The sequence below is a fragment of the Frankia umida genome (assembly GCF_023242945.1).
GTDB classification, from domain to species: domain Bacteria; phylum Actinomycetota; class Actinomycetes; order Frankiales; family Frankiaceae; genus Frankia; species Frankia umida.
Map to the genome: position 1 here is coordinate 67,802 of NZ_JALKFT010000015.1, position 24,138 is coordinate 91,939.

19 protein-coding genes are annotated in these 24,138 nt (G+C 71.5%); 10 read left to right on the top strand and 9 right to left on the bottom strand.

The window, feature by feature from the left end; all coding sequences use genetic code 11:
* Window positions 1-261: 261 nt before the first annotated feature.
* Window positions 262-702 (top strand): MerR family transcriptional regulator, encoded by a 441-nt coding sequence (locus tag MXD59_RS15775; RefSeq protein WP_248825485.1) that lies wholly within the window; start codon window positions 262-264, stop codon window positions 700-702.
* On the opposite strand, the gene MXD59_RS15780 is transcribed toward MXD59_RS15775, so the two are convergent.
* Window positions 703-2,736 (bottom strand): glycosyl hydrolase, encoded by a 2,034-nt coding sequence (locus tag MXD59_RS15780; protein ID WP_248825486.1) that lies wholly within the window; start codon window positions 2,734-2,736, stop codon window positions 703-705.
* 640 nt (window positions 2,737-3,376) lie between these two features.
* On the opposite strand from MXD59_RS15780, the gene MXD59_RS15785 reads away from it, so the two are divergent.
* The 7 genes from MXD59_RS15785 to MXD59_RS15815 all read left to right on the top strand — a co-directional run bounded on the left by MXD59_RS15785 (window position 3,377) and on the right by MXD59_RS15815 (window position 10,289).
* Entirely contained in the window at window positions 3,377-4,207 is an 831-nt protein-coding gene (locus MXD59_RS15785; RefSeq protein ID WP_163547545.1) for a sugar phosphate nucleotidyltransferase, read from the top strand.
* 11 nt (window positions 4,208-4,218) lie between these two features.
* On the top strand, window positions 4,219-5,547 hold the full coding sequence (locus tag MXD59_RS15790) for a DUF4910 domain-containing protein (RefSeq protein WP_308301720.1): 1,329 nt from the start codon (window positions 4,219-4,221) through the stop codon (window positions 5,545-5,547).
* On the top strand, window positions 5,540-6,289 hold the full coding sequence (locus MXD59_RS15795; RefSeq protein ID WP_248825487.1) for an IspD/TarI family cytidylyltransferase: 750 nt from the start codon (window positions 5,540-5,542) through the stop codon (window positions 6,287-6,289). Before MXD59_RS15790 ends, MXD59_RS15795 begins: the two co-directional genes overlap by 8 nt.
* Window positions 6,252-7,178, top strand: a complete 927-nt coding sequence (locus MXD59_RS15800) for a phytanoyl-CoA dioxygenase family protein (RefSeq protein ID WP_248825488.1) — start codon at window positions 6,252-6,254, stop codon at window positions 7,176-7,178. Before MXD59_RS15795 ends, MXD59_RS15800 begins: the two co-directional genes overlap by 38 nt.
* 5 nt (window positions 7,179-7,183) lie before the next feature.
* Entirely contained in the window at window positions 7,184-7,918 is a 735-nt protein-coding gene (locus tag MXD59_RS15805; RefSeq protein WP_248825536.1) for an SDR family oxidoreductase, read from the top strand.
* A gap of 285 nt (window positions 7,919-8,203) precedes the next feature.
* On the top strand, window positions 8,204-9,562 hold the full coding sequence (locus MXD59_RS15810) for a hypothetical protein (RefSeq protein WP_248825489.1): 1,359 nt from the start codon (window positions 8,204-8,206) through the stop codon (window positions 9,560-9,562).
* Between the two features lie 49 nt (window positions 9,563-9,611).
* Complete coding sequence (locus tag MXD59_RS15815; RefSeq protein ID WP_248825490.1) at window positions 9,612-10,289, top strand: O-methyltransferase; 678 nt, start codon at window positions 9,612-9,614, stop codon at window positions 10,287-10,289.
* A gap of 93 nt (window positions 10,290-10,382) precedes the next feature.
* Here MXD59_RS15815 and MXD59_RS15820 read toward each other — a convergent pair whose 3' ends face one another.
* From MXD59_RS15820 to MXD59_RS15855, 8 genes are all read right to left on the bottom strand, one after another.
* Window positions 10,383-11,942, bottom strand: coding sequence for a Wzz/FepE/Etk N-terminal domain-containing protein (locus MXD59_RS15820; RefSeq protein WP_248825491.1), 1,560 nt, complete (start codon window positions 11,940-11,942; stop codon window positions 10,383-10,385).
* A gap of 231 nt (window positions 11,943-12,173) precedes the next feature.
* Window positions 12,174-14,120 (bottom strand): MATE family efflux transporter, encoded by a 1,947-nt coding sequence (locus MXD59_RS15825; protein ID WP_248825492.1) that lies wholly within the window; start codon window positions 14,118-14,120, stop codon window positions 12,174-12,176.
* Window positions 14,121-14,910: 790 nt separating this feature from the next.
* Window positions 14,911-16,167, bottom strand: coding sequence for a class I SAM-dependent methyltransferase (locus MXD59_RS15830; protein WP_248825493.1), 1,257 nt, complete (start codon window positions 16,165-16,167; stop codon window positions 14,911-14,913).
* 187 nt (window positions 16,168-16,354) lie between these two features.
* Window positions 16,355-16,945, bottom strand: coding sequence for a dTDP-4-dehydrorhamnose 3,5-epimerase family protein (locus MXD59_RS15835; RefSeq protein ID WP_248814344.1), 591 nt, complete (start codon window positions 16,943-16,945; stop codon window positions 16,355-16,357).
* Complete coding sequence (locus MXD59_RS15840) at window positions 16,942-17,985, bottom strand: NAD-dependent epimerase/dehydratase family protein (protein WP_248825494.1); 1,044 nt, start codon at window positions 17,983-17,985, stop codon at window positions 16,942-16,944. Before MXD59_RS15840 ends, MXD59_RS15835 begins: the two co-directional genes overlap by 4 nt.
* Window positions 17,986-18,154: 169 nt before the next feature.
* Window positions 18,155-18,703 carry a serine O-acetyltransferase gene (locus MXD59_RS15845; RefSeq protein WP_248814342.1) on the bottom strand — a complete coding sequence of 183 codons (549 nt, stop codon included), beginning with the start codon at window positions 18,701-18,703 and terminating at the stop codon, window positions 18,155-18,157.
* Window positions 18,693-18,929: an acyl carrier protein gene (locus MXD59_RS15850; protein ID WP_248814341.1), complete on the bottom strand. Its 237-nt coding sequence runs from the start codon at window positions 18,927-18,929 to the stop codon at window positions 18,693-18,695. Before MXD59_RS15850 ends, MXD59_RS15845 begins: the two co-directional genes overlap by 11 nt.
* Complete coding sequence (locus tag MXD59_RS15855; protein ID WP_248825495.1) at window positions 18,930-20,945, bottom strand: HAD-IIIC family phosphatase; 2,016 nt, start codon at window positions 20,943-20,945, stop codon at window positions 18,930-18,932.
* A 286-nt stretch (window positions 20,946-21,231) separates the two neighbouring features.
* On the opposite strand from MXD59_RS15855, the gene MXD59_RS15860 reads away from it, so the two are divergent.
* Entirely contained in the window at window positions 21,232-22,815 is a 1,584-nt protein-coding gene (locus MXD59_RS15860; RefSeq protein ID WP_248825496.1) for a S8 family serine peptidase, read from the top strand.
* A 9-nt stretch (window positions 22,816-22,824) separates the two neighbouring features.
* On the top strand, window positions 22,825-24,114 hold the full coding sequence (tyrS, locus tag MXD59_RS15865; RefSeq protein ID WP_248825497.1) for a tyrosine--tRNA ligase: 1,290 nt from the start codon (window positions 22,825-22,827) through the stop codon (window positions 24,112-24,114).
* Window positions 24,115-24,138: the final 24 nt, after the last annotated feature.

Below are 24,138 nucleotides of genomic sequence, written 5' to 3' on the forward strand. Positions count from 1 at the left end.
CGCATCCCCGGGGCCGTACGTCCCAGGGGAGGTGGCGCCTCGAGAACAAGCGGAGTGACGTACACCCACGCGCGACGCGGAAAGTCGGCCGGGACGCCGTCCTCAGCCTACGACACCGACGGCCGCCAGGGTCGGTACGAGCCTCCTCCACCGTCGCGGCACCGCCACACCAGGGAGCGCGTCCGGGGACAGATCGACGTACAGTCGACTCCCCTGGCGACCAGCCGGCCGCCCGGCACCCATACCGAGGCTGGGGGCGAGTTGTCCACCACGCGCCGCAACGTTTCGGGATCGGGCGCGGGCCGCGGTGACGTCCATCAGATCGGCGAGGTCGCCGAGCAGGTCGGCCTTTCCCTGCGCACCGTGCGGTACTACGAGGAGGCGGGCCTGCTCACGCCGGTGGACCGGACGGTGGGCGGGTTCCGACTTTACGATCGCGACGCGATCGAACGGCTGCTGCTCATCCGCAAGATGAAGCCGCTCGGGTTCAGCCTCGAGGAGATGCGCGCGCTCCTGTTACTGCGGGACGAACTGGGCGCGCCGGGCCTGTCCCCTGAGGTCCGGGGCCGCCTGCGCGAACGGCTGGCCACCTGGGTCACGCTCGCGGAGCAGAAGCTGGCCTCGCTACGCGACCAGGTCGACGTCGCCGAGGCGTTCGTCGACGGTCTCCATCTCGACGCGGACCGCACCGGCACCTTCTGATCAGCCCCCGCCCCACAGCCGCTGGTAGGCGACGGCGGACGCCGGGTTGAGGTTCGGGTTCACCAGGGACGAGCGGACATTGTCAGATTCGGCGTCGGAGAAATACGCCTCGTAGGCAAGAATGTCTGCATTGTGGCGAAATGTATCGTACATTTTCTGCACGTAGACGGGATTGTCGCCACCGGCGGCGCCCGACCGACCGGCCTTGCTGCCCTGCTGACTGACCACGCCCCACTCCGGCACGGAGAACAGCTTGTTGTGGGTGCGGGCAAAAGTGATCACCTGGCAGAGGCCGGCGTCGCCGTTGCACTGATCGTCGAAGGCGGCGGCGGTGGGACTCGGTGGATACTGGTCGTAGCTGTCGACCCCGATGACGTCGACATACTGGTCGCCCGGGTAGAGATCGAAGGCCCCGACCGGGGTGGTCGACCCGTGCGCGTTGAGATTCCAGTCGATCCGGACCGTGGGGCTGGTCGACCTGATCGCCGATGAGGCGTGCCGGAAACACCGGATCCAGTTCTGCGGGTCCGTCGCGGCCCAGGCGAACCAGAGTCCGTTGAACTCCCAACCGAGGCGGACGAACGAGTCACCGCGTCCCTGGGCCACCAGCCAGCGACCGAACTGCCGCCAGTAGCTGTCGTAGTTGCCGGCGGCGCAGCTGGCGAGGTTGCCCTTCTGCGGCCCGGAATCCGGGAACAGTGGTTGCGTGAGCACCCAGGTGCCCGCGTACCCCGCGAACGTCGACGTGCCGCGCCCCACCCACGGTGAGGTGATCGCACCCCAGCTGCTGCGTTCGGTGTACATGACGACCACGTCGTTGGGTCGGCCGCGGAAGGCCGCCCACGCGTTCGCCTGCTCGAGTGAATGCGCGGCCACACCCGTCGCGAACAGCCCGCCGGTCGTCGCCCGGGCCACCCGCTGCACCCCGGCGGCCACGGCCGTCGGCGCCACGGACGGTTCCGCGGGACGCGGCTGCTCGGTCCGCGCCACCCCCGTGCCCGCGCCCGGCGCTGGCGCCGCCACGTTCTCGCGCCCGGACGGCACGAGCACCAACGCGATACCGGCGGCCAACGCCAGCACCACCGCCACCGCGACCGCGATGATCGGCAGGTTCGGGATACGGCTTGCCCCACCCCAGTGCGCGGTGATCCACGCCGCCACCCTGGATCGCCGCGACAGCGGCACGTCCCGCGGGACACCCGTGCGAACATCGGCCGCCCTGGCACCGCCGGATCGACCGCCGCCGGTGGCTCCCCGGGCACCAGCGGCACCAGCGGCGGAACGCCGCTGCGCCGGGCGCCGGTTCGGCTCCGGATAGGGGTCCGGCTCCGGATGACGGTTCGGCGTCGGGTAGCGGTTCGTTTCCGGCCGGGCCGCGCCGCGGCCGTCCTCGCGCGGGTACGGCCGGTCCTCCCGCGGGTACGGCTCCGGCCACCGGCTCGGCGGCGCGTCCGGGCGGCGACGGTGGGCCCCCGGATCGCGCGGACCGGTCCGCGGGGCAGGAGCACCGCGCGGATCACGACGACGATCCGCGGCAGCGTCCCACCCGCTGCCAGCCCGGTCACGGTCATCGGAACGGTCACGGCGATCGACGCTGTCGCGGTAGTCGTCACGGTCGCGGTAGTCGTCACGGTCGCGGTAGTCAGCGCGGTCGCGGTAGTCAGCGCGGCCGGGCCGGCGGACGCGATCGGGATGGCTGGCTCGGTCGGGATGGCTGGCTCGGTCGCCGTTCGGGTACGCGGGTGGGACGCCGGGCCAGCGCAGCACCCCCGTGTCCTCGGCGCTGGGCTCAGGTGCCCCATCCCAGCCGGCGTGACCCCGGGCGTCGCGGCTCGCCACATCACGGCCCCGGATGTCACGACCCCGCGCGTCACCGCTGCGAATGTCACCGCCCCGGGTGTCACGGCGGGCTGGGAGGCGGCGGACGTCGAACAGCGCGGTGCCCTCGTCCGTCCCGTCCGGCGCCGGACGGGACTCGCCCGAGCGGCCGCGCGGCGCAGGCTCATCCGACCAGGGGCGCTCATGCATGCGCATCACCCCTGATCGTGATCCACGGCCCGACGGCACGGATCTGCCTGAACGGCCTACCGGCTCTCGTCCGTCCCGTCGCGACGGACGAACCGTAACAAGAGCGTACGAAGCGCGATGATGCCAGGCCGAAGCTGTCACGTACCGCAACAGGCATTCGACCTCCTCCGTGTTGTCTCACCAGAGATGACGTCGGATCGGACAGGTACGTTGCCGCCACCGCCAGGATCGCGACATCACCTGGACCTCTGATCGCGACAGGGTTCGGGCCGCGGTCGTGCCGGAGCGGTCTGCGACGGTACCCCGCCACCACGCCCGAGCCGGCCTGGCGCCGCGTCCGACCCCACGCCACTCAGCACACTGATCAGTACACGGACTAATACGGCCCTCGGCTCCGGGAACCGGGTCCGCCAGGGGCCGGCCGCAGCAGCTGACGTTGCCGCCGGGAGGAGCCGGCCAGCGGGTGGAGGGTCGTACGGTACCGTTGCGGCGAAAGTACCGGGGGCCCGAGAGCAGGTGGTTCGCCCGCCGGTCTGCCCACCAGACGCCACGGGCCGTTGGGCGCTCTGTCGCGGGCAACGTGCCGCCTGCGCCCATCCGCCCGCCGCGGCCCGACCGGGGCACGAGCACGGGAGACGCAACAGTCGTGAGCACCGACAGCGCACAGCGCACCGAATCCGTAGATCCCGCCGACATCCCCGTCGTCATCCTCTGCGGAGGCATGGGGACGCGCCTGCGGGAGGCGAGCGAGAAGCTGCCCAAGCCACTCGTGGACATCGGCGGCAAGCCGGTGCTGTGGCACATCATGAAGACCTATGAACACTACGGGTTCCGCAAGTTCGTCCTCTGCCTCGGATACAAGAGCGACCTGATCAAGAACTACTTCCTCGCCTACCGTGAGCAGGTCGCCGACTTCACGCTCACCCTCTCGGATGACCACACTCCGCGTTTCCACAACACGGTGGGCGACGAGAAGTGGGAAGTCACCTTCGCCGAGACCGGTCTGCTCACCGGGACGGGCGCACGCCTGCGCCGGGTCGCGCAGTACCTGACCGGACCGCGCTTCATGCTCACCTACGGTGATGGCGTCGGCGCCATCGACGTCGGCACCGTACTGGCCGACCATGTGGCCAGCGGTCGGATCGGCACGGTCACCGGCGTGCGTCCCTCGAGCCGCTACGGCGAGCTGGAGACCGACGGCAACAAGGTCAGCCTGTTCGCGGAGAAGCCGCCGCAGTCCGGCTGGGTCAGCGGCGGGTACTTCGTCTTCGAGCGCGAGTTCATCGACAAGTACCTCGACGATGATCCCTCCCTGCTGCTGGAGCGGCACCCGCTGCAGCAGCTGGCCCGCGACGGCGAGCTCACCCTGCACACCCACGAGTCGTTCTGGATGGGTATGGACACCTTCCGGGACTGGACCGAGCTCAACCAGCTGTGGGACTCCGGCACCGCGCCGTGGCGCGTGTGGGCCGACTGACAGTGGATCCGGTGACAGCAGTGGATCCGGTGACAGCGGCCGACACCGGTGCCTGGCTGCACGCTCTGGTCGCCGAGCTGCTCCCCCCGATGCGCAGCATCACCGGTGCGGGGGTGCGCGCGACGCTGCGCACCGTCGCGCGGGCACTCGGACCGGAGATCCCCCTGACCGTGCACGAGGTGTCCAGCGGGACGCAGGTGCTCGACTGGTCGGTGCCGCGGGAGTGGAACGTCGGCTCCGCTCGGCTGATCGGGCCGGATGGCAGGACCGTCGTCGACGTGGCCGACAATCCGTTGCACCTGCTCGGGTACAGCACGCCGATGCGGGCCCGGATGGGGCTCGACGAGCTTCGGCCACATCTGTTCTCGATGCCCGACCGGCCGGACTGGGTGCCCTACCGGACGTCGTACTACAACGAGAACTGGGGCTTCTGCCTGACCGACCGGCAGCTGACCTCGCTGCCCGACGGCGAGTACGAGGTCGAGATCGACACCACTCTCACCGAAGGTTCACTCACCTACGGTGAGATCGTGCTGCCGGGCGAGACCACGGACGAGTTTCTGATCACCACGCACACCTGCCACCCGGCGATGGCCAACGACAACTGTTCGGGCATCGCCACGGCGACCCTGCTGGCTCGGGAACTCGCCGCGGCCCCGCGGCGGCACACCTTCCGGTTGCTGTTCATTCCGGGAACGATCGGTTCGATCACCTGGCTGGCCGGCAACCGGGACATCGTCGGCCGGATTCGGCACGGCCTGGTGCTGACCGGCCTCGGCGACCGCTCCGACCCGACGTACAAGCGCAGCCGGCGCGGTGACGCCGCCGTCGACCGGGCCGCCGCCATGGCTCTGGCGGAAAGCGGTCAGCCACACCGGATCGTCGACTTCTCGCCCTACGGCTACGACGAGCGGCAGTTCTGCTCGCCGGGCTTCGATCTGCCCGTCGGCCGGTTCGGCCGCGGCCAGCACGGCGAGTACCCGCAGTACCACACCAGCGCGGACGATCTGGACTTCGTCACGCCCGGGTCGCTCACCGACTCGCACGCCCTGCTACGCCGCATCATCACGATCTGCGATCAGAACCGGACCTGGCGCAACACCGCGCCCTACGGTGAACCGCAGCTCGGCCGGCGCGGCCTGTACCGGGCGATCGGCGCGACGATGAACCGGCAGGCCGTCGAGATGGCCCTGCTGTGGGTGCTCAACCTCGCGGACGGCAGCCGCAGCCTGCTCGACATCGCCGAGCGGGCGGGCCTGCCGTTCGACACCATCGTCGAGGCCGCGGACGCCCTCGCCGGCGTCGACCTGCTCGCCGAGGTCGAGGTGGGCGGTGTCTGATCGGGGTGGGCCGGTCTGGACGATCGTGCTGGCCGCCGGTGGCGGGACCCGCTTCGGTGGGCGCAAGCAGTTCTTCGACCTGGGCGGCGAGCCGCTGGTCGCCCATCCCGTCAGGGCGGCCTGGGCGGCCAGCGACGGCATCGTCGTGGTGCTGCCCGGCGACGGCGACAGCGATCCGGACGGGCTGGCCACACCGGGGGTGCTGACGGTGCCCGGTGGGGCCTCCCGAGCCGAGTCCGTGCGGGCGGGGCTCGCGACCGTCCCGCGGGACGCGGCGATCATCGTGGTGACGGACGCGGCGCATCCGCTGGCCAGCGCCGATCTGTACCGGCGGGTGATCGCCGAGGTCCGGGCCGGTGCCGACGCGGCCGTACCCGGCCTGCCGCTGACCGAGGTCGTCAAGGCGGTCCGGCCCGAACCCGGGCCAGGTGGCACCGAGCGGCTGGTGGCGGGGGCGTCGCTGGTCCGCGAGACCCATCGGCTGGTGCAGACACCGCACGCCTTCCGGGCCGACCTGTTGCGCGCCGTCCATGCCGGCGCGCCCGAGGCGGTCGAGGATTCGGCGATGGTCACCGCGGCGGGCGGGCGCATCGTCGTCGTCCCGGGGGAACCCGCCAACATTCATGTCACCACGCCGGACGAACTCGCCATGGCCCGGTTGTTGCTCACCCACGTCCGTCAGATGCGTTCCGAAGGGGAACCCGATGAGTACGGTACTGGTCGAGTCCGCGCTGTCCGATGACGAGCGGCGGGCCCAGCTCTATCAGGGCGACCTGTTCGTCTACGCGTCGAAGCCGGCGACACGAGAGTTCGTCGAGTTCAGCCGGGCGCTGATCCGGGATGCCTTCGGCGAGCTCGACCCGGAGACCGCGCAGCATCACATGCCGGTGGAGGACTTCGCCGCGCTGCTCGCCGAGCTCAAGCCACGGTTCATCCACCATCCGACCTGCAAGGAACTGCTGCCGGCGATTCTCGCCGAGCACGGCTGCGACCTCACGAAGACCTACTTCGACGTGCCGCGGCTGCGCACCTCGACGTCCGACGACTATCTGACCTCCGGTATCGCGTACGCGTTCCACCCGCACCGCGACACCTGGTATTCGGCGCCGTTCTGCCAGCTCAACTGGTGGATGCCGATTTTCGACATCGTGGCGGAGAACGGGCTGGCCTTCCATCCGCGGTACTTCTCGCAGGCCGTCGCGAACGGTTCGCGGGACTACGACTACTACGAGTGGAACGCGAAGAACCGCGCGAGCGCCGCCAAGCACATCAGGTCGGACACCCGTAAGCAGCCCAGGCCCGAGGAGGAGGTGGAGATCTTCCCGCAGACCCGGGTCGTCGCCCCGCCCGGCGGCATGCTGGTCTTCTCCGGCGCCCAGCTGCACTCCTCCGTGCCGAACAACACCGGACGCACCCGGTTCAGCATGGACTTCCGCACGGTGCACCTGGACGACGTCCTGAAGCACGTCGGCGCGCCGAACGTCGACTCGGAGTGCACCGGCACCACGATGCGCGACTACCTGCGCGGTACCGACCTGAGCCGCATCGACGAGCAGGTCTGCCTGTCCTATGACACCGCGCCGCCCCGCGCGGACGCCGTGCTGGTCTTCACCCATCCGGGTCAGGCGTGACGAGCATGCCGTCCGCCGGGCGGGTGGCGGTGGTGACCGGGGCGACCAGCGGGATCGGACGGGCCACCGCCCTGCGGCTGGCCGCCGACGGTGCCACCGTGTACGCCCTCGGCCGGGATCAGGGCCGCCTCGACAGCCTCGGCAAGCAGGCCACCGGCCCGGGCACGCTGCTGCCGGTCCGGCTCGACCTCACCGACGACGGCGCCGTCGCGGGCGCCGTCGAGCTGATCGTCGAACGGCACGGCCGGGTCGATCATCTGGTGCACAGCGCCGGTGCCTACAGCAGCGCCCGGGTGGAGACGGCCACCCTGGCGGAGCTGGACGCGCAGTTCGCCGCGAACGTGCGGGCGCCCTTCGCCCTCACCCAGCGGCTGCTCCCGGCGCTTCGGGTCGCGGGAGCCGACAGCGGCGCCGATGTGATCGTCGTCAACTCGACCCAGGGTGTCCGCGCCGGCGCCGGAACCAGCCAGTTCGCCGCGACCCAGCACGCCATGCGCGCCTTCGCCGACAGCCTGCGCCAGGAGATCAACGCCGACGGTATCCGGGTCGCCACGATCCATCTGGGCCGCACGGCCACCCCGCGGCAGGAGACGATCTACGCGCGTGAGGGCCGCGCCTACACGCCGGACCTGCTCGTGCAGGCCGACGACGTGGCCGACCTGGTCGCCTACCTGATCGCTCTGCCACCCACCGCGGAGATCACCGAGCTGCACCTGCGGCCGGCGAAGAAAAGCTACTGAGCCTCGCCCGAGCAGGCGGCCGACGGGCCGCTCGGGTCCCATGAGCGCGCCAGAGCTCACGGGACCCGAGCCCGACCGGTGCGTACCACGACAGCCGGTGCGCAACCACGTTCGATGATGCCCATCGGATGACGACGGACGGTCATGGATCTGCGGCAGTTTGGCCATGAACGGCGGGCCCGGGGGTAGCCGAGACCGTCCGACGGTGGCGAAACAGGGGCTGGTTAGACTTGCTGACCGGACGGCTTCCGGTCACAGATGTCGGAAACGGGAGACGGGAGACTCGTGGTCACCACCACTCTCACGACCAGAATCCCCCGGTCGTGGGTGATCCCGTCCCAGACGGCGGGTAGTAGTCGCGCGGTCAACGAGGCGACACTGCGGGTACTGACCTTCCTGATGTTCTGCGAGATCTTCCTGCAGCGGATCGCGCTGCCGGTCGGTGCCTCGCAGGTCCAGGTCATTCTGCCGATCACCTATGTGTGTCTGGCCATCATGCTGCGCCGCGGTGGGCTCGCGCGTAACTCCGGGCGGATGACGGGCTACCTGGTGGCGATGGCGGGTTGTTCGCTGTCGGCTCTGGTCTGCTTCCTGCGACAGAAGCAGGACACGTCCTTCACCTCGTTGTTGCTGCTGCTGGCGACGTATGTGCCGTTCATCTACGGCCTGCGCCCGGCGGATGCCCGCGCGCTGCTCCCCCGGGTCCTCGACCGCTTCCTCATCATGATCACGGCACTGGCGGGGCTCGCCCTGTTCCAGTTCGCGATCCAGCTCGTCGGCGTGCCGTACACCGATGTCGTGCACGACATCGTGCCCCCGGACTTTCTGATGCACGGCTTCAACACGTCCTACCCGGTCCAGTACGGGTCGTCGCTGTACAAGTCGAACGCCTTCATCTGCCTGGAAGCGTCGTTCTGCTCGCAGTTCCTCGGGTTCGGCATTGTCGTCTGCGTGCTGCGTGGTGGCCACTGGTGGCGGCTGCCGATGTTCATCCTGGCGATCCTGAGCACCGTGTCCGGAACGGGTCTGCTGCTGCTGGCCTGCGCCGGGGTGCTGCTGGCCGTGCACAAGGGCGCGAAGTTCGCGCTGAGCGCGCTGGCCGGGGTCAGCCTCATCGTTCTGATCGTCAGTTTCACCCCGGCGTCGAGCATCTTCGCGGCCCGGGCGACGGAGACGTCCTCGTCGACCTCCAGCGGCAGCCTGCGTTTCGTGCAGCCCTACCAGCGGACCTGGGACTCCCTCGGCAAGGATCCGCTGACCGTCGTGTTCGGCACCGGCCCGGGATTCGCCGACCGCGACGCGAGCGCCTTCTTCACCCGCACCGGCCTGCCGTTGAACTACGCCCTGGTGCCCAAGCTGATCCTGGAGTACGGCGTGCTTGGCACGGTCGTGTTCCTCAGCTTCATCGTGGCCATGTTCGTGCGCGGCTCGCAGTCGTTTGTGCTCTCCGGGTCAGTACTGATCTTCTATACTGTGCTGTCCGGTGGTCTGCTGGCACCGGTCGTCACCGGACTCGGCCTGCTGCTGGTCGCCTGGTTCACGGTGAGCCCGCAGGACGAGGCCCAGGCCCGACTCGACGGCGCTGGTCCCGCACCACCGAACTCGCCTCCATCCACCCAGCGCAGGGCTCACGCGGGCGTCTGAGGCGTCCGGCCGCGGGCTCGGGCGCACAGCCGCGAAAGGCGGACCTCCCGTGACCGAAGTCGTGGAGCGCGCGACCGTCGTCGACGACTATCTCGTGCGTGCCCTCGCCATCGAGGACGATGCCCTGCGGGCCGCCCGCGCCGCGAGTCATGCCGCCGGCCTGCCCGCGATCGAGGTGACCGCCAGCCAGGGTGCGCTGTTGTCCCTGTTCGTTCGCATCCTCGGCGGGCGCCGGGTGCTGGAGATCGGCACTCTCGGTGGCTACTCGGCGATCTGGCTGGCCCGTGGCGTCGGCCCGGACGGCCAGGTCGTCACCCTCGAGATCGAGCCGAAGCATGCCCAGGTCGCCCGGGAGAACGTCGATCAGGCGGGCGTCGGCAAGTCCGTCGAGATCGTGCTCGGCGCGGCCGCCGACTCGCTGGACGCCCTGATCGCCGCCGGCGGTGAGCCGTTCGACCTGGTCTTCCTGGATGCCGACAAGCAGAACAACGCCCGCTACCTGGCGGCCGCCCTGCGCCTGACCCGGCCGGGCAGCGTCATCGTCGTCGACAACCTGGTGCGCGGCGGAGGTGCGCTGGCCGCCGCGGAGGGCACCGGGGGACCGGCCGCTGACGGCGCCCAGGAACTGCTCGCCCTCGTGCGCGACGAGCCCCGACTGACGGCCACAGCCGTGCAGACCGTCGGCGGCAAGGGCTGGGACGGCTTCCTGCTCGCCCACGTCAGCTAGCCCCTCCACGCGAACGGCCCCGCGGCGCATATGAGACGCGCAACGGGGCCGTTCGTCGCTGGCTGGGAAACGCCCGCCCGGCTTAGGGGGTTGCTACCGGGCGGGACGGGCGTAACGGTCGGTGGGCTCGGCGTCCATCGGGTTGCTGTTACGGCTGCTCGACGCGCCGTCGCTGACCGGTGAGCTCGACGTGATCGACTCGACCGAGGAGCGCCGGTCCGGCGTGTTGCTGGTGACGCGGCGGATGCCGGTGCGGCCGTCGTGGACGACCCCGACGACCCGCTCGGCGAGCGCCGGCCAGTCCCGCGGGACCTGCTCGAGTTCCTTGAGGTGCGTCTCCGGCGAGGTGATCACCACAACCGCGTCGGCCTGGATCGCGGACGCCGCCGTCATCGGCAGTTCGGCCAGCGCCGAGGTGACCAGGATGACCAGGTCGACGACCGGGGCCCGGTCGGCCAGGATCGGCGCGAGACCGCCGGGGCGGGCCGCCCGGGCCGGCGAGACCCGGTTGTACAGGATGTGGCCGCGCCCGGTGCCTGACGAGCGGGCCAGGCAGGTCGGTTCGTGCGCCCAGCGGGGTAGCTCGGCGGAGGTCGCCCGCGGCAGCCCTTCCAGCGACGCCCGCACCTCCGAGGACGGGGACGTGTCCAGGATCAGCACCACGCCCTGGTCGTCGGACCAGGCCGCGGCGACCGATGACACCAGATCGGCGGTGAGGTCCCCACGGGACGCCGGTGTGAACGCCACCACCTTGCTGGTCGGCGACATCACCGCCGACATCGCCGAGACCAGTGTCTCGGCCGCGCTCGCCGTGGTACGCCCCGGCTCCAGCGCCGCGATCAGCGGCACGCCGAGCGCGTCGGAGGGGTTGTGCGGGTCGAGGATCGTCGGCCGCCGCTGGTACATGATCCACACGGCCAGCACCGAGAGCAGCAGACCCACGATCGCCGCGACCAGCGTGTTGCGCAGCAGACCGGACGCGCCCTGCCCGGCGGACACCGGCGGTTCCGCCAGCTTGATCGCCGCGCTGCCGAGCGCCACGGTGGTCTGGGCCTTGGTGATGTCACCGCTGAGCCCCTGCAGCTGGGCGGTGAGGTCCCCGGATTCGGTGCCGGGGGTGGCCTGCGACGTCTGCAGCCCCTGCAGCTGGGTGGTCAGCTGCGTGCGCAGCTTGAGCATTTCGGTGAGGGTCGTCTGGGTGCTGCTGATCAGCAGCTTGCCGTAGGCCGTCTCGGCCGCGGAGACCAGGTCGACCGCCGCCGCCTCGGAGGCACCCTCACCCTTGATGACGAAGAAGTAGCCGGAGTCCGACGGCGTGGTGCTCAGCCGGCCGGAGACGTCGCTCTCGCTGAGCTTCAGCGCCTTGGCGATCTCGGTGACGGCCGCGGAGGACTGGGCGAACTGCGCCTGGGTCTGGACGTAGCGGGTCACGTCGACGGAGCTCACGCCGAGCGAGTTCTGGTCCGTCGACAGGAAGACGCGGGCGCTGGCGGTGTACGAGGCCGTCTGCGCCTTGGAGTAGATCGCCGCGAGCGCCGCGAAGATGACCACCACGATGGCGATGATCAGCAGTCGCGGCTGAATGATTTTGAACAGCGACGGAGCTGACGGGGCCCGGCTGGTCTCGCCACTGGCCGGTGCGTTGCGGCTCATGACCCGCTCACCCCGATCTGGGGACGAGGGGCAGCCGCCCGCACGCGGATCGAAGCGGCGGCGGAACCCACCGGCAGCTCCGGCAGGACGTGAAGCGGACTCAATGTAGCCCCCCAGAGGAGCATCCGGCTGACTGCCGGACCCACGGTCGAGATCTGACGAACCGATTTGCGAGCTTAGCCGATAGCGGATAGTAAACGGTCATAGCTACAACTGACGCAATGCTGCCGTTCAGGACCCGGGGTGGCCACGCCCGGGCCTTCCCGCCCGCTGACCGGACCGGCCGGGCCGGGGGCCGTTCCCATCATCCACACGTGACCTGCCGCCCGGTGATTCGGCCGGCGACCGCGCGCCACCCCGACGCAACTCTTCCGGAACGTCGGACTTACGAACTTTCGTCCGGGTACTTCCCTCGCCGTGCCGCCGGGCATTCGCCGCCCGCAGCGCGGCCTGCTCCACATCATGCTCGCGGCCGAGCCGGCGCAGCAGAACGAACCACACCGGGGCAAGTCCCCAGAAGGCGAGGTTGAATCCGACAACGGCGCCGCGCGCTTCGCCAACAAGCGCCCCCACGACCGGAAGACCCAGCAGGATCGGCGCGAAGGCGAGGTTGAGCCGAAATGTGATCTTGGTTTTGCCCAGCGCGTACACCATGCACGATGGTCCTACCGGCACCGCCGCCGCAAGATAGTGCAGGATCGACAGGCCCAGGATGCTCTTCACCCCGGGCCAGCTGTCCCCCAACAACGACTGCCCATAACGATCCGGCAGGAACAGGAAGATCAGGCTCCACACCGATCCGACCCCGAGCACCACCGCGGTCAGGGCATACGCGGCCCGCTCACGGGCCCGGACGTCCATCGACGTCCGCCGGGAGAACTCCGGCAGCGCGAAGCTCACCACGCCGACACCGACCACCGTGATCGGCCCCAGCAGCGTCCGGGCTCCCTGCAGCGCACCGATCGTGGCCAGCGACCCGAACGCGCCGATCAGCAGCATCGACGTCTGCAGCGCGCCCTGCACGGTCAGGAACTCCCCCGCCAGGTAGGTCGCGTCGGTCCGGTTCTCGGCGAACCAGCTGCCGGTGGCGCCCGGGGAGGGCCAGAAACCCGCCTGGACCACCCCGAGCAGCGCCGCGACCAGCGCGGACACCCCCCAGGCCAGCAGCAGCGGCGAGGCCTCGGTGACCCCGCGGTGCATGAGCAGCCAGATCCCCAGCAGCTGCACGAACGCCCACGCGACGTCGTTGACGAACGCCGCGGACGCCCGACCTGTCGCGAAGAAGACATACCGCCAGGCGTCCTGCAGCAGCAGCCCGGGCAGCACGAGCCCCATCGCCGCCAGGGACGACCCCACCGCCCCACCCACACCCAGGCCGATCACGGCGAGCACCGCTCCGACGCCGATACCGAACGTCAGCGACGCCCCCGTCATCGCGGAGGACGCCGAGCGTAGCGAGGCACGCGATCCGGCCGTGTAGAACATGCTCAGCGGCATGCAGGTCGCGCCCCGCGAGATGCCGATGATCAGGGCGAACAGCGTGTACGCGACGCCGAAGGCGCCGTACTCGATCCGGTCCACCTGGTGGGCGATGAGAAACGAGATGGCGGCGTTCGTCGCGCTGGAGACGGCCTGGTCGGCCAGCGTCCACAGCGCCTTCGACCGGGTGCTGCCGCCGGCCGCGCCGTCCTCGTGCTCCGCCGCCGGCTCGACGCCGGCCGCGGTCGCCAGTCCACGACGGCGCCCGGGGTCAGCGTCGGCGGTACCGGTGTCTGCCTCGCGTGTGCGACCGGAGCTGGACGGGCCCGCGCCCCGCGGGGCGTCCGGCCAGCTCGGGGTACGACCGCTGGGCCGGTTTCCGATGGGACGCCGCCCTCGGCGTGCGGGCGGGGGCGTCCCGCGGGACACCACCTGGGTGGCCTCGACGTCGGCCGGGCCGATCCGCAGCCGCGTGGTCGTCGGCGCGGGCTCAGGGGCGCGGGCGAGGGCCGTGGTGTGCTCGGCCTGTTCCCGAACGGTTCGTTCCCGAACGGCCTCCCGCTCGCGCGCGACGTGTTCGGCCCGCAGCCGCGCCTGTAGTGCGCTGAGATCCATCGTCGAGGTGATCGTGGCCGGCAGCGGCGCCGACCACGAGGGCGCCGCCCCCGGCGGGGGCGTCCCGCGGGACGCGTCCCGCACCGGCCCACGCTGGCCCAACGCGGTCGTCGGCGGGGACTGCACCGGCGGCGGGGACGGCACCGGCGAGGGGGGCTGTACCCGTGAGGGGGGCCGTCCAGCCGCCGGTGCGGGTCTGGGCGCGGGTGTGCCCGCCAGCCTCGGTGGTGGTCCGGTGGCCGGGGGTGAGGGCACCGGCGCGACGGCCGGCGACGGGGCCGCGGGCGGGGAGGAACCTGGCAGCGCCCACGCGGCCGGTGGGTTGGCCGGCGCGGACCGGCGCGGATCCGGGTTGGACGGCCCCGTCCGCCAGGCCACGGGGGCCGGCATCGGACGGGCGCCGGCCACGGGCGACTGTCCGCCAGGACCGCTGGGCGGGCCCTGGCCACCGGATGTGCTCGGGCCGGTGACGGACCAGCTGGGACGGCGGGGGCCGGTCGGATCCCGGCCAATGGCAGGAATCCGACCCATCCGATGACCATCGCCGGGTGTGGGCCGGGGCCGGGTCTGCCGGGGCTGGGCGGGCCAGGACGATCCCTCGGGACCAGGTGCTGGGGGTGCTGGGGGTGGCGGTTCGGCGCGGGGCGGGAGCACCGTGGAGACCTCGAAGCCCACGTACCCGGGGTCGTGGGACCCCGGGTCGCGAGGGCCAGGGTCAGGCCTGGGCGGCAGATCGCCCGGTTCGTCCGGATTCCAGCTGCCCACGTCGATGTCCGCCATGCTCACCCTTCCAGCCGGCGGAGATCCGCTGGCCGGAAGCCGGCTGACGACAGGAACAGCTGACGGCGACCCGACTCCACGATGTGGGTACCGCCTACAACACGACCGGACGGGGTACCGGGACGATGAACCGGCCACCGTGGGCGGCGTACTCCTCCTGCTGGGCCATGATCTCCTTCTTCACGTTCCAGGCGAGCAGCAACAGGTAGTCGGGCTGGCGCTCGAGCAGGGCCGCCGGGTCGAGGATCGGCAGCCGGGCGCCGGGAATGTAGCGGCCCTGCTTGTGGGTGTTGCGGTCCACCACGAAGTCGATCAGATCGGTGGTGATCCCGCTGGAGTTCAGCAGGGTCGCGCCCTTGGCGGCCGCGCCGTAGGCGGCGATCGTCCGGCCCTCGGCCCGCAGGCCGCGCAGCAGGGCGACGAGGTCCTGCTGGACGGCGCGGACGTCGTCACCGAAGGTGGCATACCGGTCGAAGGTGGCCAGGCCCGCGTCGTGCTCGGCGCCGAGCACCGAGTCCACCGAGGCGGTGGGCTTCGCGGCGGCGGCGTGCTGCATGCTCCAGCGCAGGGTTCCGCCGTGCAGTTCGGCGAACTCCTCGACGCCGACGAGCTCAAGGCCGTGCCGGCGCATCAGGGACTGCACCGCGATGGTCGAGAAGTAGCAGAAGTGCTCGTGGTAGACGGTGTCGAACTCCGTGTGCGCGAGCAGCGCACCGACCCCGGGGTTCTCCACGTCGACCAGTCCGTCGTCGGCGAGCAGGATCCGGAAGCCCTCGACGAAGCTGTTCAGGTCGGGCACGTGCGCCATCACGTTGTTCGCGATGATCACATCGGCCTTCAGGCCCTCGGCGACGAGCCGCTGGGCGAGCTCCGCACCGAAGAACTCCTCCCGGGTCGGCACGCCGGCCGCACGGGCCGCGGCGGCGGGGCCGGGGGTCGGCTCGATGCCGAGCACCGGGATGCCCCGCTCGACGAACGCCTTCAGCAGGTAGCCGTCGTTGCTGGCCACCTCGACGACCAGGCTGTCCGGCCCGAGGTTGCGGCTGGCGATCAGGTCGATGACGTGCTTCTCCGAGTGGCGCACCAGCATGTCGGAGAACGACGAGAAGTACGGGTAGTCCGCGTCGAAGATCTCCAGCGCCGGCAGCTCGTGGGTGAGCTGCACCAGGGTGCACGCCTCGCAGAAGCCGACCTCGAGCGGGAAGGACGGGTCGGTGGCGTCAAGGCCGTCGGCGCGCACCAGACGGTTCGCGATCGGTGTGGACCCCAGCGAGAGGAACAGCCGTGGGGCGGGCCCACCGCAGGACCGGCAGGCGGTGACGGGTGTGGCGGCCGGAGTTCCGGATGACATGCGCTCCCCTTGCACAGATGAGGACGGACGGCTGGGCGGGCCGAACATGATGCCAGCGCGCGGTCGGGCGGGACCGCGAGAGCGCGCGGCGGGGTGTCGGCGCCATCGTCCCCGTCCGCGTTGATTTTCGCAGGTCCGTCGGAGGACGGGACAACGGGGGGCGACGGCGCCGACAACGTCGGCGGGATCAGGGGGCGGTGCGGGCGCCGACCGGCTCGGCGGGCGCGGCGGCGAGACCGCCGATGGGACCGTCCGGCAGCAGTGACCAGGCACGATCCTTGTCGGAGATGACCGACACGGGCAGCGGCCAGGCGATGGCCAGCCGCGGGTCGTCGAAGCGCAGGCCGCGGTCGTGTCCCGGGGTGAAGGGGACGTTCATCTGGTAGGTCGCCTCGGTGGCGTCGACCAGGGTCTGGTAGCCGTGGGCGAGGCCTGCGGCGATGAACAGCGCCCGGTGGTTGTCGGCGGACAGTTCGACCGCGACATGGCGCAGGTGGGTCGGCGAGTCCGGCCGGACGTCGACCACGACGTCCAGCAGCGCCCCGCGGGTGACCCGCACGAGCTTGGTCTCGCGGACCGGCTCGTGCGCCCAGTGCAGGCCGCGGATGGTTCCGGCCGTGGCGTTGTACGCCACGCTGGCCTGGGCGACCTCGACGGTGAGCCCCGCGGCGGCGAACTCCCGCGCGCAGAACGTGCGGGCGAACATGCCGCGGGCGTCGGTGAACGGCTCGACGTCGACGATCCACACACCGTCGATCGCGGTCGGGGTGACGATCACGGGGTCGCCGTGGCGGGTGCCGCCCAGAACAGGTCGGCGTCGAGCTGGCCGGAGCCGATCAGGTACTGCAGCTGCTTGAGCCGGGTGTGTCCGCGGCCGGTGAAGGTCTCCGTGTCGAGCTGGATGCGGGTGAACACCTCGTGCAGCTGCTGGGCGCCGCGCAGCGCGTTCCAGTCGCAGGAGAACCCGGGCAGTGTCGTCGCGATCTTGTCGAAGGACACCCGGTAGCTGCGGTTGTCGCCACCGTTGTCGCCGAAGCTCAGCCGGCAACCGGTGAAGACCGAGGCGACCGCGTCGGCGATCTCCTTGACCTGGTAGTTCTGCTCGCTGTCGCCGACGTTGAAGATCTGGTTGTGGATGACGTCGCGCGGCGCGGCGAGCACCAGGCGGATGGCCTTCGCGATGTCGAGGCCGTGCACCAGGGGGCGCCAGGGGGTGCCGTCCGAGGTCATCGCGATCTCGCCGGTGGTCCAGGCGACCCCGGCCAGGTTGTTGAGCACGATGTCGAACCGCTGCCGCGGTGACGCCCCGTAGGCGGTGGCGTTGCGCAGGAAGGTCGGCGAGAACGTGTCGTCGGCCAGCGGGGTGACGTCGCGTTCGACGTAGACCTTGCACTCGGCGTAGGGGGTCTGCGGGTTGACCGGGGAGGTCTCGGTGACGTCCGTGCCGGTGGCCACGCCGTAGACGCTGCACGAGGACATGTAGACGAACCGCGAGACACCGGCCTGCCTGGCCAGGTTCGCCAGCCGCACCGACCCGACGTGGTTGACCTTGTAGGTGACGTCCGGGGCGAGCGCCCCGAGGGGGTCGTTGGACAGTTCGGCCATGTGCACGACGGCGTCGACGCCCTCGAGGTCGTCGACGGTGAGGTGGCGCAGGTCCTTGTCGAGGGTCAGCGGGGCCCGGTCGGTACCCCGGTAGAGCCAGCCGTACTTGTAGTAACCGGTGTCGACACCGATGACCTCATGGCCATCGCGCATCAGTTCGGGCGCGAGCAGGCACCCCAGGTACCCCTCCGTGCCGGTCACGAGCACCTTCATCCGCGAGTATCCCCATTTCGGCCGAGGCGCCGGGCCACCCGTTCGGGCCACCCGTTTCCGGGCTCAAACCGTACCGACTGGCTCGCGGGCCCGAGGCGCCGACGTCCCGCGGACACTGCCCGCGACAGGTCGACCGCGGCGCTGTGACCGGCACCGGTCAGCGTGGATGTCAGGTGGAGGCGGGGCGCATCACCCGGGCGGGCGCGGCGAACACGGTCGCGCCGGGTGGGATGTCGGTCATCACGATCGAGCCGGGACCGATCCTCGCGTCGTCGCCGATCGTGATCGCACCGATGAGGTGTACCGCGGGGCCGAGCTCGACCCGGGAGCCGACGTGCGGCACCTCGTCGGGTGCGGCCGAACCCCCGGCGTAGCCGATGGTCAGGTTGTGCCGGACCGTGCAGTCGTCACCGATCACGCAGTGCGGCGGGATCAGGATCGCCTGATGGTGGCCGATCAGCACCCGGCGTCCGAGCCGCGCGGAGTCGGGCAGCTCCACGCCGTACACATTGCGGATGACCAGGTTGTTCAGCGCCTTGTACAGCACCGTCGCAGCCGCGCCCACCGCCCCGCCGCGCGAGCGCCGCCACTGCCCGAACCGGTAGACGGCGAGCACGTGCAGACCGGGATGGGTCAGCGAGCGGTAGTGGCGGTGGTAGTCCTCCCGCAGGATCTCGCGCAGTCCGAGCTCCGCGGCCGTCCGCACGTCAGGCGGCATGGCGCAGCTCCTCGATGTGCTGGCGCAGATCACCCACGGACGCGAAGCTCGCGAGGCGGTCATCGGCGATCTGGATCGAGAACTGTCGCTCCACCGCGTAGATCAGGTTGATGTGCGCGAGGGAGTCCCAGCCCGCGACGTCGGCGGCGGTCATCGTGTCGGTCAGGACGAGGTCGTCGTCGGAGAAGATCTCGCGGAAGATCCGCTGAAGCTGATCCTGCACCATCTAGCCAAGCACCTCTTCCATCCTGTGGTCGGCGGTGACGACCCGGATCAGGTTCCGGGACGCGTACGGTTCGTCGACGCGACGGCTCCACCAGGTCACCTCGGCGTCGGGCGGGACGTCGGCCGGGAGGACGCGGGTGAAGCCGAGACGCTCGTAGAGGCCGGCCACCAGGGCGTTCTTCGCCGAGGCCCGGTAGTGGCCGGCGACGCGGGCAAGGCCCCGGCGACGGGCCTCGGCGAGCAACAGCCCGGCCAGTTCGTCCTCGAGGGTCCGGCCGATCACCCGGCAGCTCATCAGCCAGGTGTCCACCGCCAGCGCGTCCCCGTCGACGACGGCGATCAGGACGGCCACCAGGCCGTGGTCGGCGAAGCGGTCCGCGAGGCGCAGGCAGATCGCGGCGGTGGTGGGTCGGGCGGCGAGCGCGGCCAGGTCGTCGGCGTCGCGGCGGCGGCCGGTGAGGTTGAACTGGTTCGTCCTGGCGACCAGTTGGGCGACCCGGGGCAGGGTGAGCTCGTCGAGGGCGACGACGGTCGCGGTCATCGCGAGGCCGCGGTGGAAGTCCTCGAGGGAGCCCGCGGACTCCCGTACCGCGGCGAGACCGGCGGCGAGGTCGGCACGGGCCCGGTAGGTGGCGGTGCGGGTGGCGTCCTCGGCGGTCAGGGCGGTGGTCTCGAAGAACGGATAGTCGGCCAGGGCCCGCAGGTAGCCGTGCGGATCGGTGGGCAGGGCGATGACGTCGACCTCGCCGGCGAGCTGGCGGACCGCCTCGCGTTCGGCCGGGTTGTCATCGACGAACACCAGTGCGTCCAGGCCGAGTCCGAGGGTCGCGGCGATGCGGCGCAGCTGGGTCGGCTTGTCGTCCCAGCTGGCGCTGAACATCGCGATGTCGCTGAGGCGCAGCCGCATGCCCGGATGCCGCTCGAACGCCTCGCGCGCGTCGGCCTCGTTGTTCTTCGAGCAGATGGCGAGCACGACTCCCCGCCGGGACAGTTCCAGGGCGTAGTCCTGCACGGCGGCGAACGCCTCGCCGAGTGGACCCTCCCCGAGGGCCAGACCGGCCAGGCCGTCCTCGCCGAGCACCCCGCCCCACAGCGTGTTGTCCAGGTCGAGGACCAGGCACTTGCGGCTCGCGCCGAGCTGGGCGCCGATCACCGCGGCGGTGTGCCGGGCCAGCAGGGGGACGCAGTCCAGCGCGACGGCCTGCCTGGCCCGGTGCCAGTACCGCGGGTCGAACCAGGTGCGCCGCCCGACGCCGGCGGCGAGCCGGTCACAGTCGACCAGGCAGACCGCGTCCCCACCGCCGGCCCCGACCGCCGAGGCGGCCCGGCCAAGCTCGGCGTTGACCCGAGCCAGCAGCTGGTGGCGCGCCCCCGCGGTGCGCAGGGCCAGGTGCCCGAGCGCGACCTCGGCCGGCAGCGCGAAGCCATGCTGGACGATCCGGGCGCCGCTACGGGCACGCACCGTGTCCCACAGCGACGTCCAGCGGGACACCTCGGCGGCGACGGCACCCTCGGGATCGTCAGCGATCGCGGGCAGCGCGACGTCCCCGGCGTGCACGGCGAGCACCACCACGTCCGGCCTGAACTGGTACAGCCCGCTGGCCGGGTCGAGGATCTCCTGGCGGTACTGCCCGTAGCCGCCCTCGTAGATCTCGATGGCCACCCCCGCCCGCGCCGCGGCCAGCGGGAGCAGTGCCGTGAGCTGGGACGTCGTGGAACTGCCGAGGACGGCCACCCGCGCCGTGCGGGCCAGCGGCCGGGTTCGCGGCAGGCAGCGGCGCAGCACACCCGCGGCCGCACTCCAGGCCGCGAGACCAGCACCGGCGTCCGCGGAGGCGTCGGCGTCGGTGAGCGCCAGCGCCCAGCGCACGGCGCCGTTCGGGTCGTCGGCCCGCTCGTGCGCGACCGCGAGCTCGCGGCACAGCTGGGCGGACGGCAGTTCGGTCGCGGCGGCCCGCGCGACCAGTGCGGTGAGCGGACCGGTCGGGGTGTCCGTGCCCGCTCCTGGTCGCGCCATCACGTCGACCCCTCTCCGCATCCGGCCGACCCGCTGTCGGGTCCACCGATCATGGTCACCGCCCGCGGCCGCGGACAGCCGCTCAGACTCTACCCTCACGTTAGAGTTGGTTTGCACCGCGCCCGCGGACCAGGCGAGTACGCGCGGCTCTATCCGTTCCCTGACATTCGGCCGGAAGCGCTCGAACGCTGTGTCAAGCTGACGGGACGGCGGCAGTGCGCATCAGCCCGGACCGCCGGCCGTCGCCGCCGGACCACCGCGTGGCCCCGTCCGCAGGCAGGTCCGCATGCAGCAGGTCACCCGCCTTCCCCGCTCGCCCTCGGGCACAGCTGGGAAGCACCAGGGCCCGCTGCTCGCCAGCATCCTGCTCACGGCGCTGCTCTGGGGATCGCTGACCTGGGCGGCGGCGCCGTCGGCCCAGGCGGCCACCCCCACCCCCACCACAACGCCGCACCGCCCGGCCGGCGGCCCAACTGGCAGCACAGCCGGTGGCCCGCAGTGGTACCAGTCCGCGCTGGATCTCGACCGGGTGCAGCGGATCAGCCAGGGCGCCGGGATCCTCGTGGCCGTCATCGACGGTGGGGTCGACGCGACCAGCCCGAAGCTGCGCGGGCAACTGGTCCGCGGCGCGGGCGTCGGCCCCGACGCCGCGGTGGACGGTTGGCGCGACGACGACCCGGACGGTCATGGCACCGCGATGGCGGGCCTCGTCGTCGGCCGGGTCGACGGCGGTCCGGCTCAGGTACGGGGCATCGCACCGGCCGCCCACGTCCTGCCGATCTCGACAGGTGCCGAGGCGGACTCGGCGGAGGTCGCCATCGCCGTGCACCTGGCGGTCGATCTCGGTGCCACCATCATCAACCTGTCCCTGGGTTCCGCGGACGATCCGACCTCCGACGAGCGGGAGGCCGTGCGCTACGCCCTGGCCCACGACGTGATCGTGGTCGCCTCGGCCGGCAACGTCGAACCCGACGATCCGCCGGGCGACGCGGCGATCATCAACTCGCCGGCGAGCATCCCCGGCGTGGTCGCCGTCACCGGGTCCACCGCGCACGGCGGCTTCTGGGACGGCTCGGCGCACGGCCCGCAGGCCGTCGTGGCCGCGCCGGCCCCGGGCATCCGCGCCCCCGTACCGACCTCCATCTCCGCGGACGGCCTGGACACCGGCTCCGGCACGTCCAACTCGGCGGCGATCGTGTCGGGCGTCCTGGCCCTGCTGCGGTCCGCCTTCCCGGAGCTGACCGCGGCGAACGTGATCGAACGGCTGATCCGCACCGCACGTGACGCCGGTCCACCCGGACGCGACGTCGAGTTCGGGTTCGGGATCATCGACCCGCTGGCCGCGCTGACCGCCGCCGTCCCACCCGTGCACACCAGTGCGCTGCTGGCCCCACCGACCCGCTGGGGTGTCCCGAGCGAACCCCCCGCGGCGGACGCCTCCCCCGCCCGGCCCGGGAGCCAGCCGGCCACCGCCGATCCGCCCGCCCTCGACCCGGCCGGCACCAACACGGGCACGGCCGGCCCCACCGCGGCGACCAGCGGCGGCGGGCTCGACGCCATCCCATCCCTGCTCGTCTGGACCCTCGGGACGGCCTTCGCCGGCTGGCTCGGCGGGGTGCTCGGCCTCGGCGCGCACCTCGCACACCAGGCACACCAGGCGCGCCGGCGGCCCCGGACCGACCAGCCACCCGTCCCGCTCACCGAACCGTACGGACCGACGCCATACCGACCGGCGCCATACCAACCCACGCCATACCGACCGGCGCCATACGGACCGGCGCCGTATCCGGAGCCGAATCCGGTGCAGGCGCCCCCCGCCGGCACCAGCTGGGTGCCCGCGTCTCCGGGGGCACAGTCGCGTCACTTCTAACATGGCCCTATGACAAACGCGCTCCTGGACGAGCTGTCCTGGCGTGGACTCATCCACGACAGCACCGATCCCGCCGAGCTTCGGGACCACCTGGCGGGCGGTGGGCGGCGCTGCTACATCGGTTTCGACCCCACGGCACCCTCGCTGACCATCGGCAATCTGCTCCCGATCACGCTGTTGATCCGGGCCGCACGGGCCGGGGTCGGCGCGGTGGCGCTGTTCGGCGGCGGCACCGGGCTGATCGGCGACCCGTCCGGCAAGTCGGTGGAACGCGCTCTGCTGTCCGCCGAGGACGTGGCTGGCAACGTCGCCCGACACCGGGAGATCATGGAGACGATCTTCGGCCGGGCGCTCGGCGCGGACCAGCAGCCCAGCTTCGTCGACAACGGCGACTGGCTGGGCCGACTCGGCATGATCGAGTTCCTGCGGGACGTCGGCAAGCACTTCCCGGTCACGGAGATGGTCCGGCGGGACTCGGTGCGCCGCCGTCTGAACGATCCCGAGGTCGGCCTGACCTACACCGAGTTCAGCTACTCGCTGCTGCAGGCCTACGACTACCGGCGGCTGTGCGAGGACCACGGCGTGACGCTGCAGCTGGGCGCGTCCGACCAGTGGGGCAACATCGTCGCGGGGATCGACTATGTCCGCCGGGTGCTGCGCACCCAGGTGCATGGCCTGACCTGCCCGTTGCTGCTACGCGCGGACGGTACGAAGTTCGGCAAGTCGGAGAAGGGCGCCGTCTGGCTGACCGCCGACCGCACGTCGCCGTACACCTTCTACCAGTTCCTGCTGAACCTCTCCGACGTCGATGCGCACACGTTCGCGCTGTTCTTCTCCCTCACCGAACGGGAGCCGCTGGAGCGGCTGTTCGCCGAGCACGCCGAGGCACCGGGCAAGCGGGCGCTGCAACGCCATCTCGCCCGCGAGCTCACCACGCTGCTGCACGGTCCCGGTGCGCTGGAGGCGGCCGAGGCGGCCTCGGCGGCGCTGTTCAGCGGGGACGTGAAGGCGATCGGGGCGGACCTGATCTCGGACGTGTTCGCCGATGTGCCCACGGTCAGCGAACCGCTGGACCGGCTGTCCGCGGACGGCGGCTGGTCGGTGGTCGACCTGCTGATCGCCACCGGCCTGGCCAGTAGTCGCCGCGACGCCCGCGAGCATCTCGGCAACGGCGCGGTGCTGGTCAACGGGGACCGGATGGCCGCGGACAGCACCGTCACCGAGAAGGACCTTCTGCACGGCTCGGTGATCCTGATCCGCCGCGGCCGCCGCGAATGGCGAGTGGCCAGGTTCGCCTGAGCCGCACCCCCGCCGCCCCGCACC

Coding starts and splice junctions, on each gene's coding strand:
- MXD59_RS15845 (WP_248814342.1), bottom strand. CDS start 18,703: ATGCCGCCTGACGTGCGGACGGCCGCGGAGCTCGGACTGCGCGAGATC.
- MXD59_RS15805 (WP_248825536.1), top strand. CDS start 7,184: ATGCCGTCCGCCGGGCGGGTGGCGGTGGTGACCGGGGCGACCAGCGGG.
- MXD59_RS15855 (WP_248825495.1), bottom strand. CDS start 20,945: ATGGCGCGACCAGGAGCGGGCACGGACACCCCGACCGGTCCGCTCACC.
- MXD59_RS15860 (WP_248825496.1), top strand. CDS start 21,232: ATGCAGCAGGTCACCCGCCTTCCCCGCTCGCCCTCGGGCACAGCTGGG.
- MXD59_RS15850 (WP_248814341.1), bottom strand. CDS start 18,929: ATGGTGCAGGATCAGCTTCAGCGGATCTTCCGCGAGATCTTCTCCGAC.
- MXD59_RS15820 (WP_248825491.1), bottom strand. CDS start 11,942: ATGAGCCGCAACGCACCGGCCAGTGGCGAGACCAGCCGGGCCCCGTCA.
- MXD59_RS15840 (WP_248825494.1), bottom strand. CDS start 17,985: ATGAAGGTGCTCGTGACCGGCACGGAGGGGTACCTGGGGTGCCTGCTC.
- MXD59_RS15800 (WP_248825488.1), top strand. CDS start 6,252: ATGAGTACGGTACTGGTCGAGTCCGCGCTGTCCGATGACGAGCGGCGG.
- MXD59_RS15780 (WP_248825486.1), bottom strand. CDS start 2,736: ATGCGCATGCATGAGCGCCCCTGGTCGGATGAGCCTGCGCCGCGCGGC.
- MXD59_RS15830 (WP_248825493.1), bottom strand. CDS start 16,167: ATGTCATCCGGAACTCCGGCCGCCACACCCGTCACCGCCTGCCGGTCC.
- tyrS (WP_248825497.1), top strand. CDS start 22,825: ATGACAAACGCGCTCCTGGACGAGCTGTCCTGGCGTGGACTCATCCAC.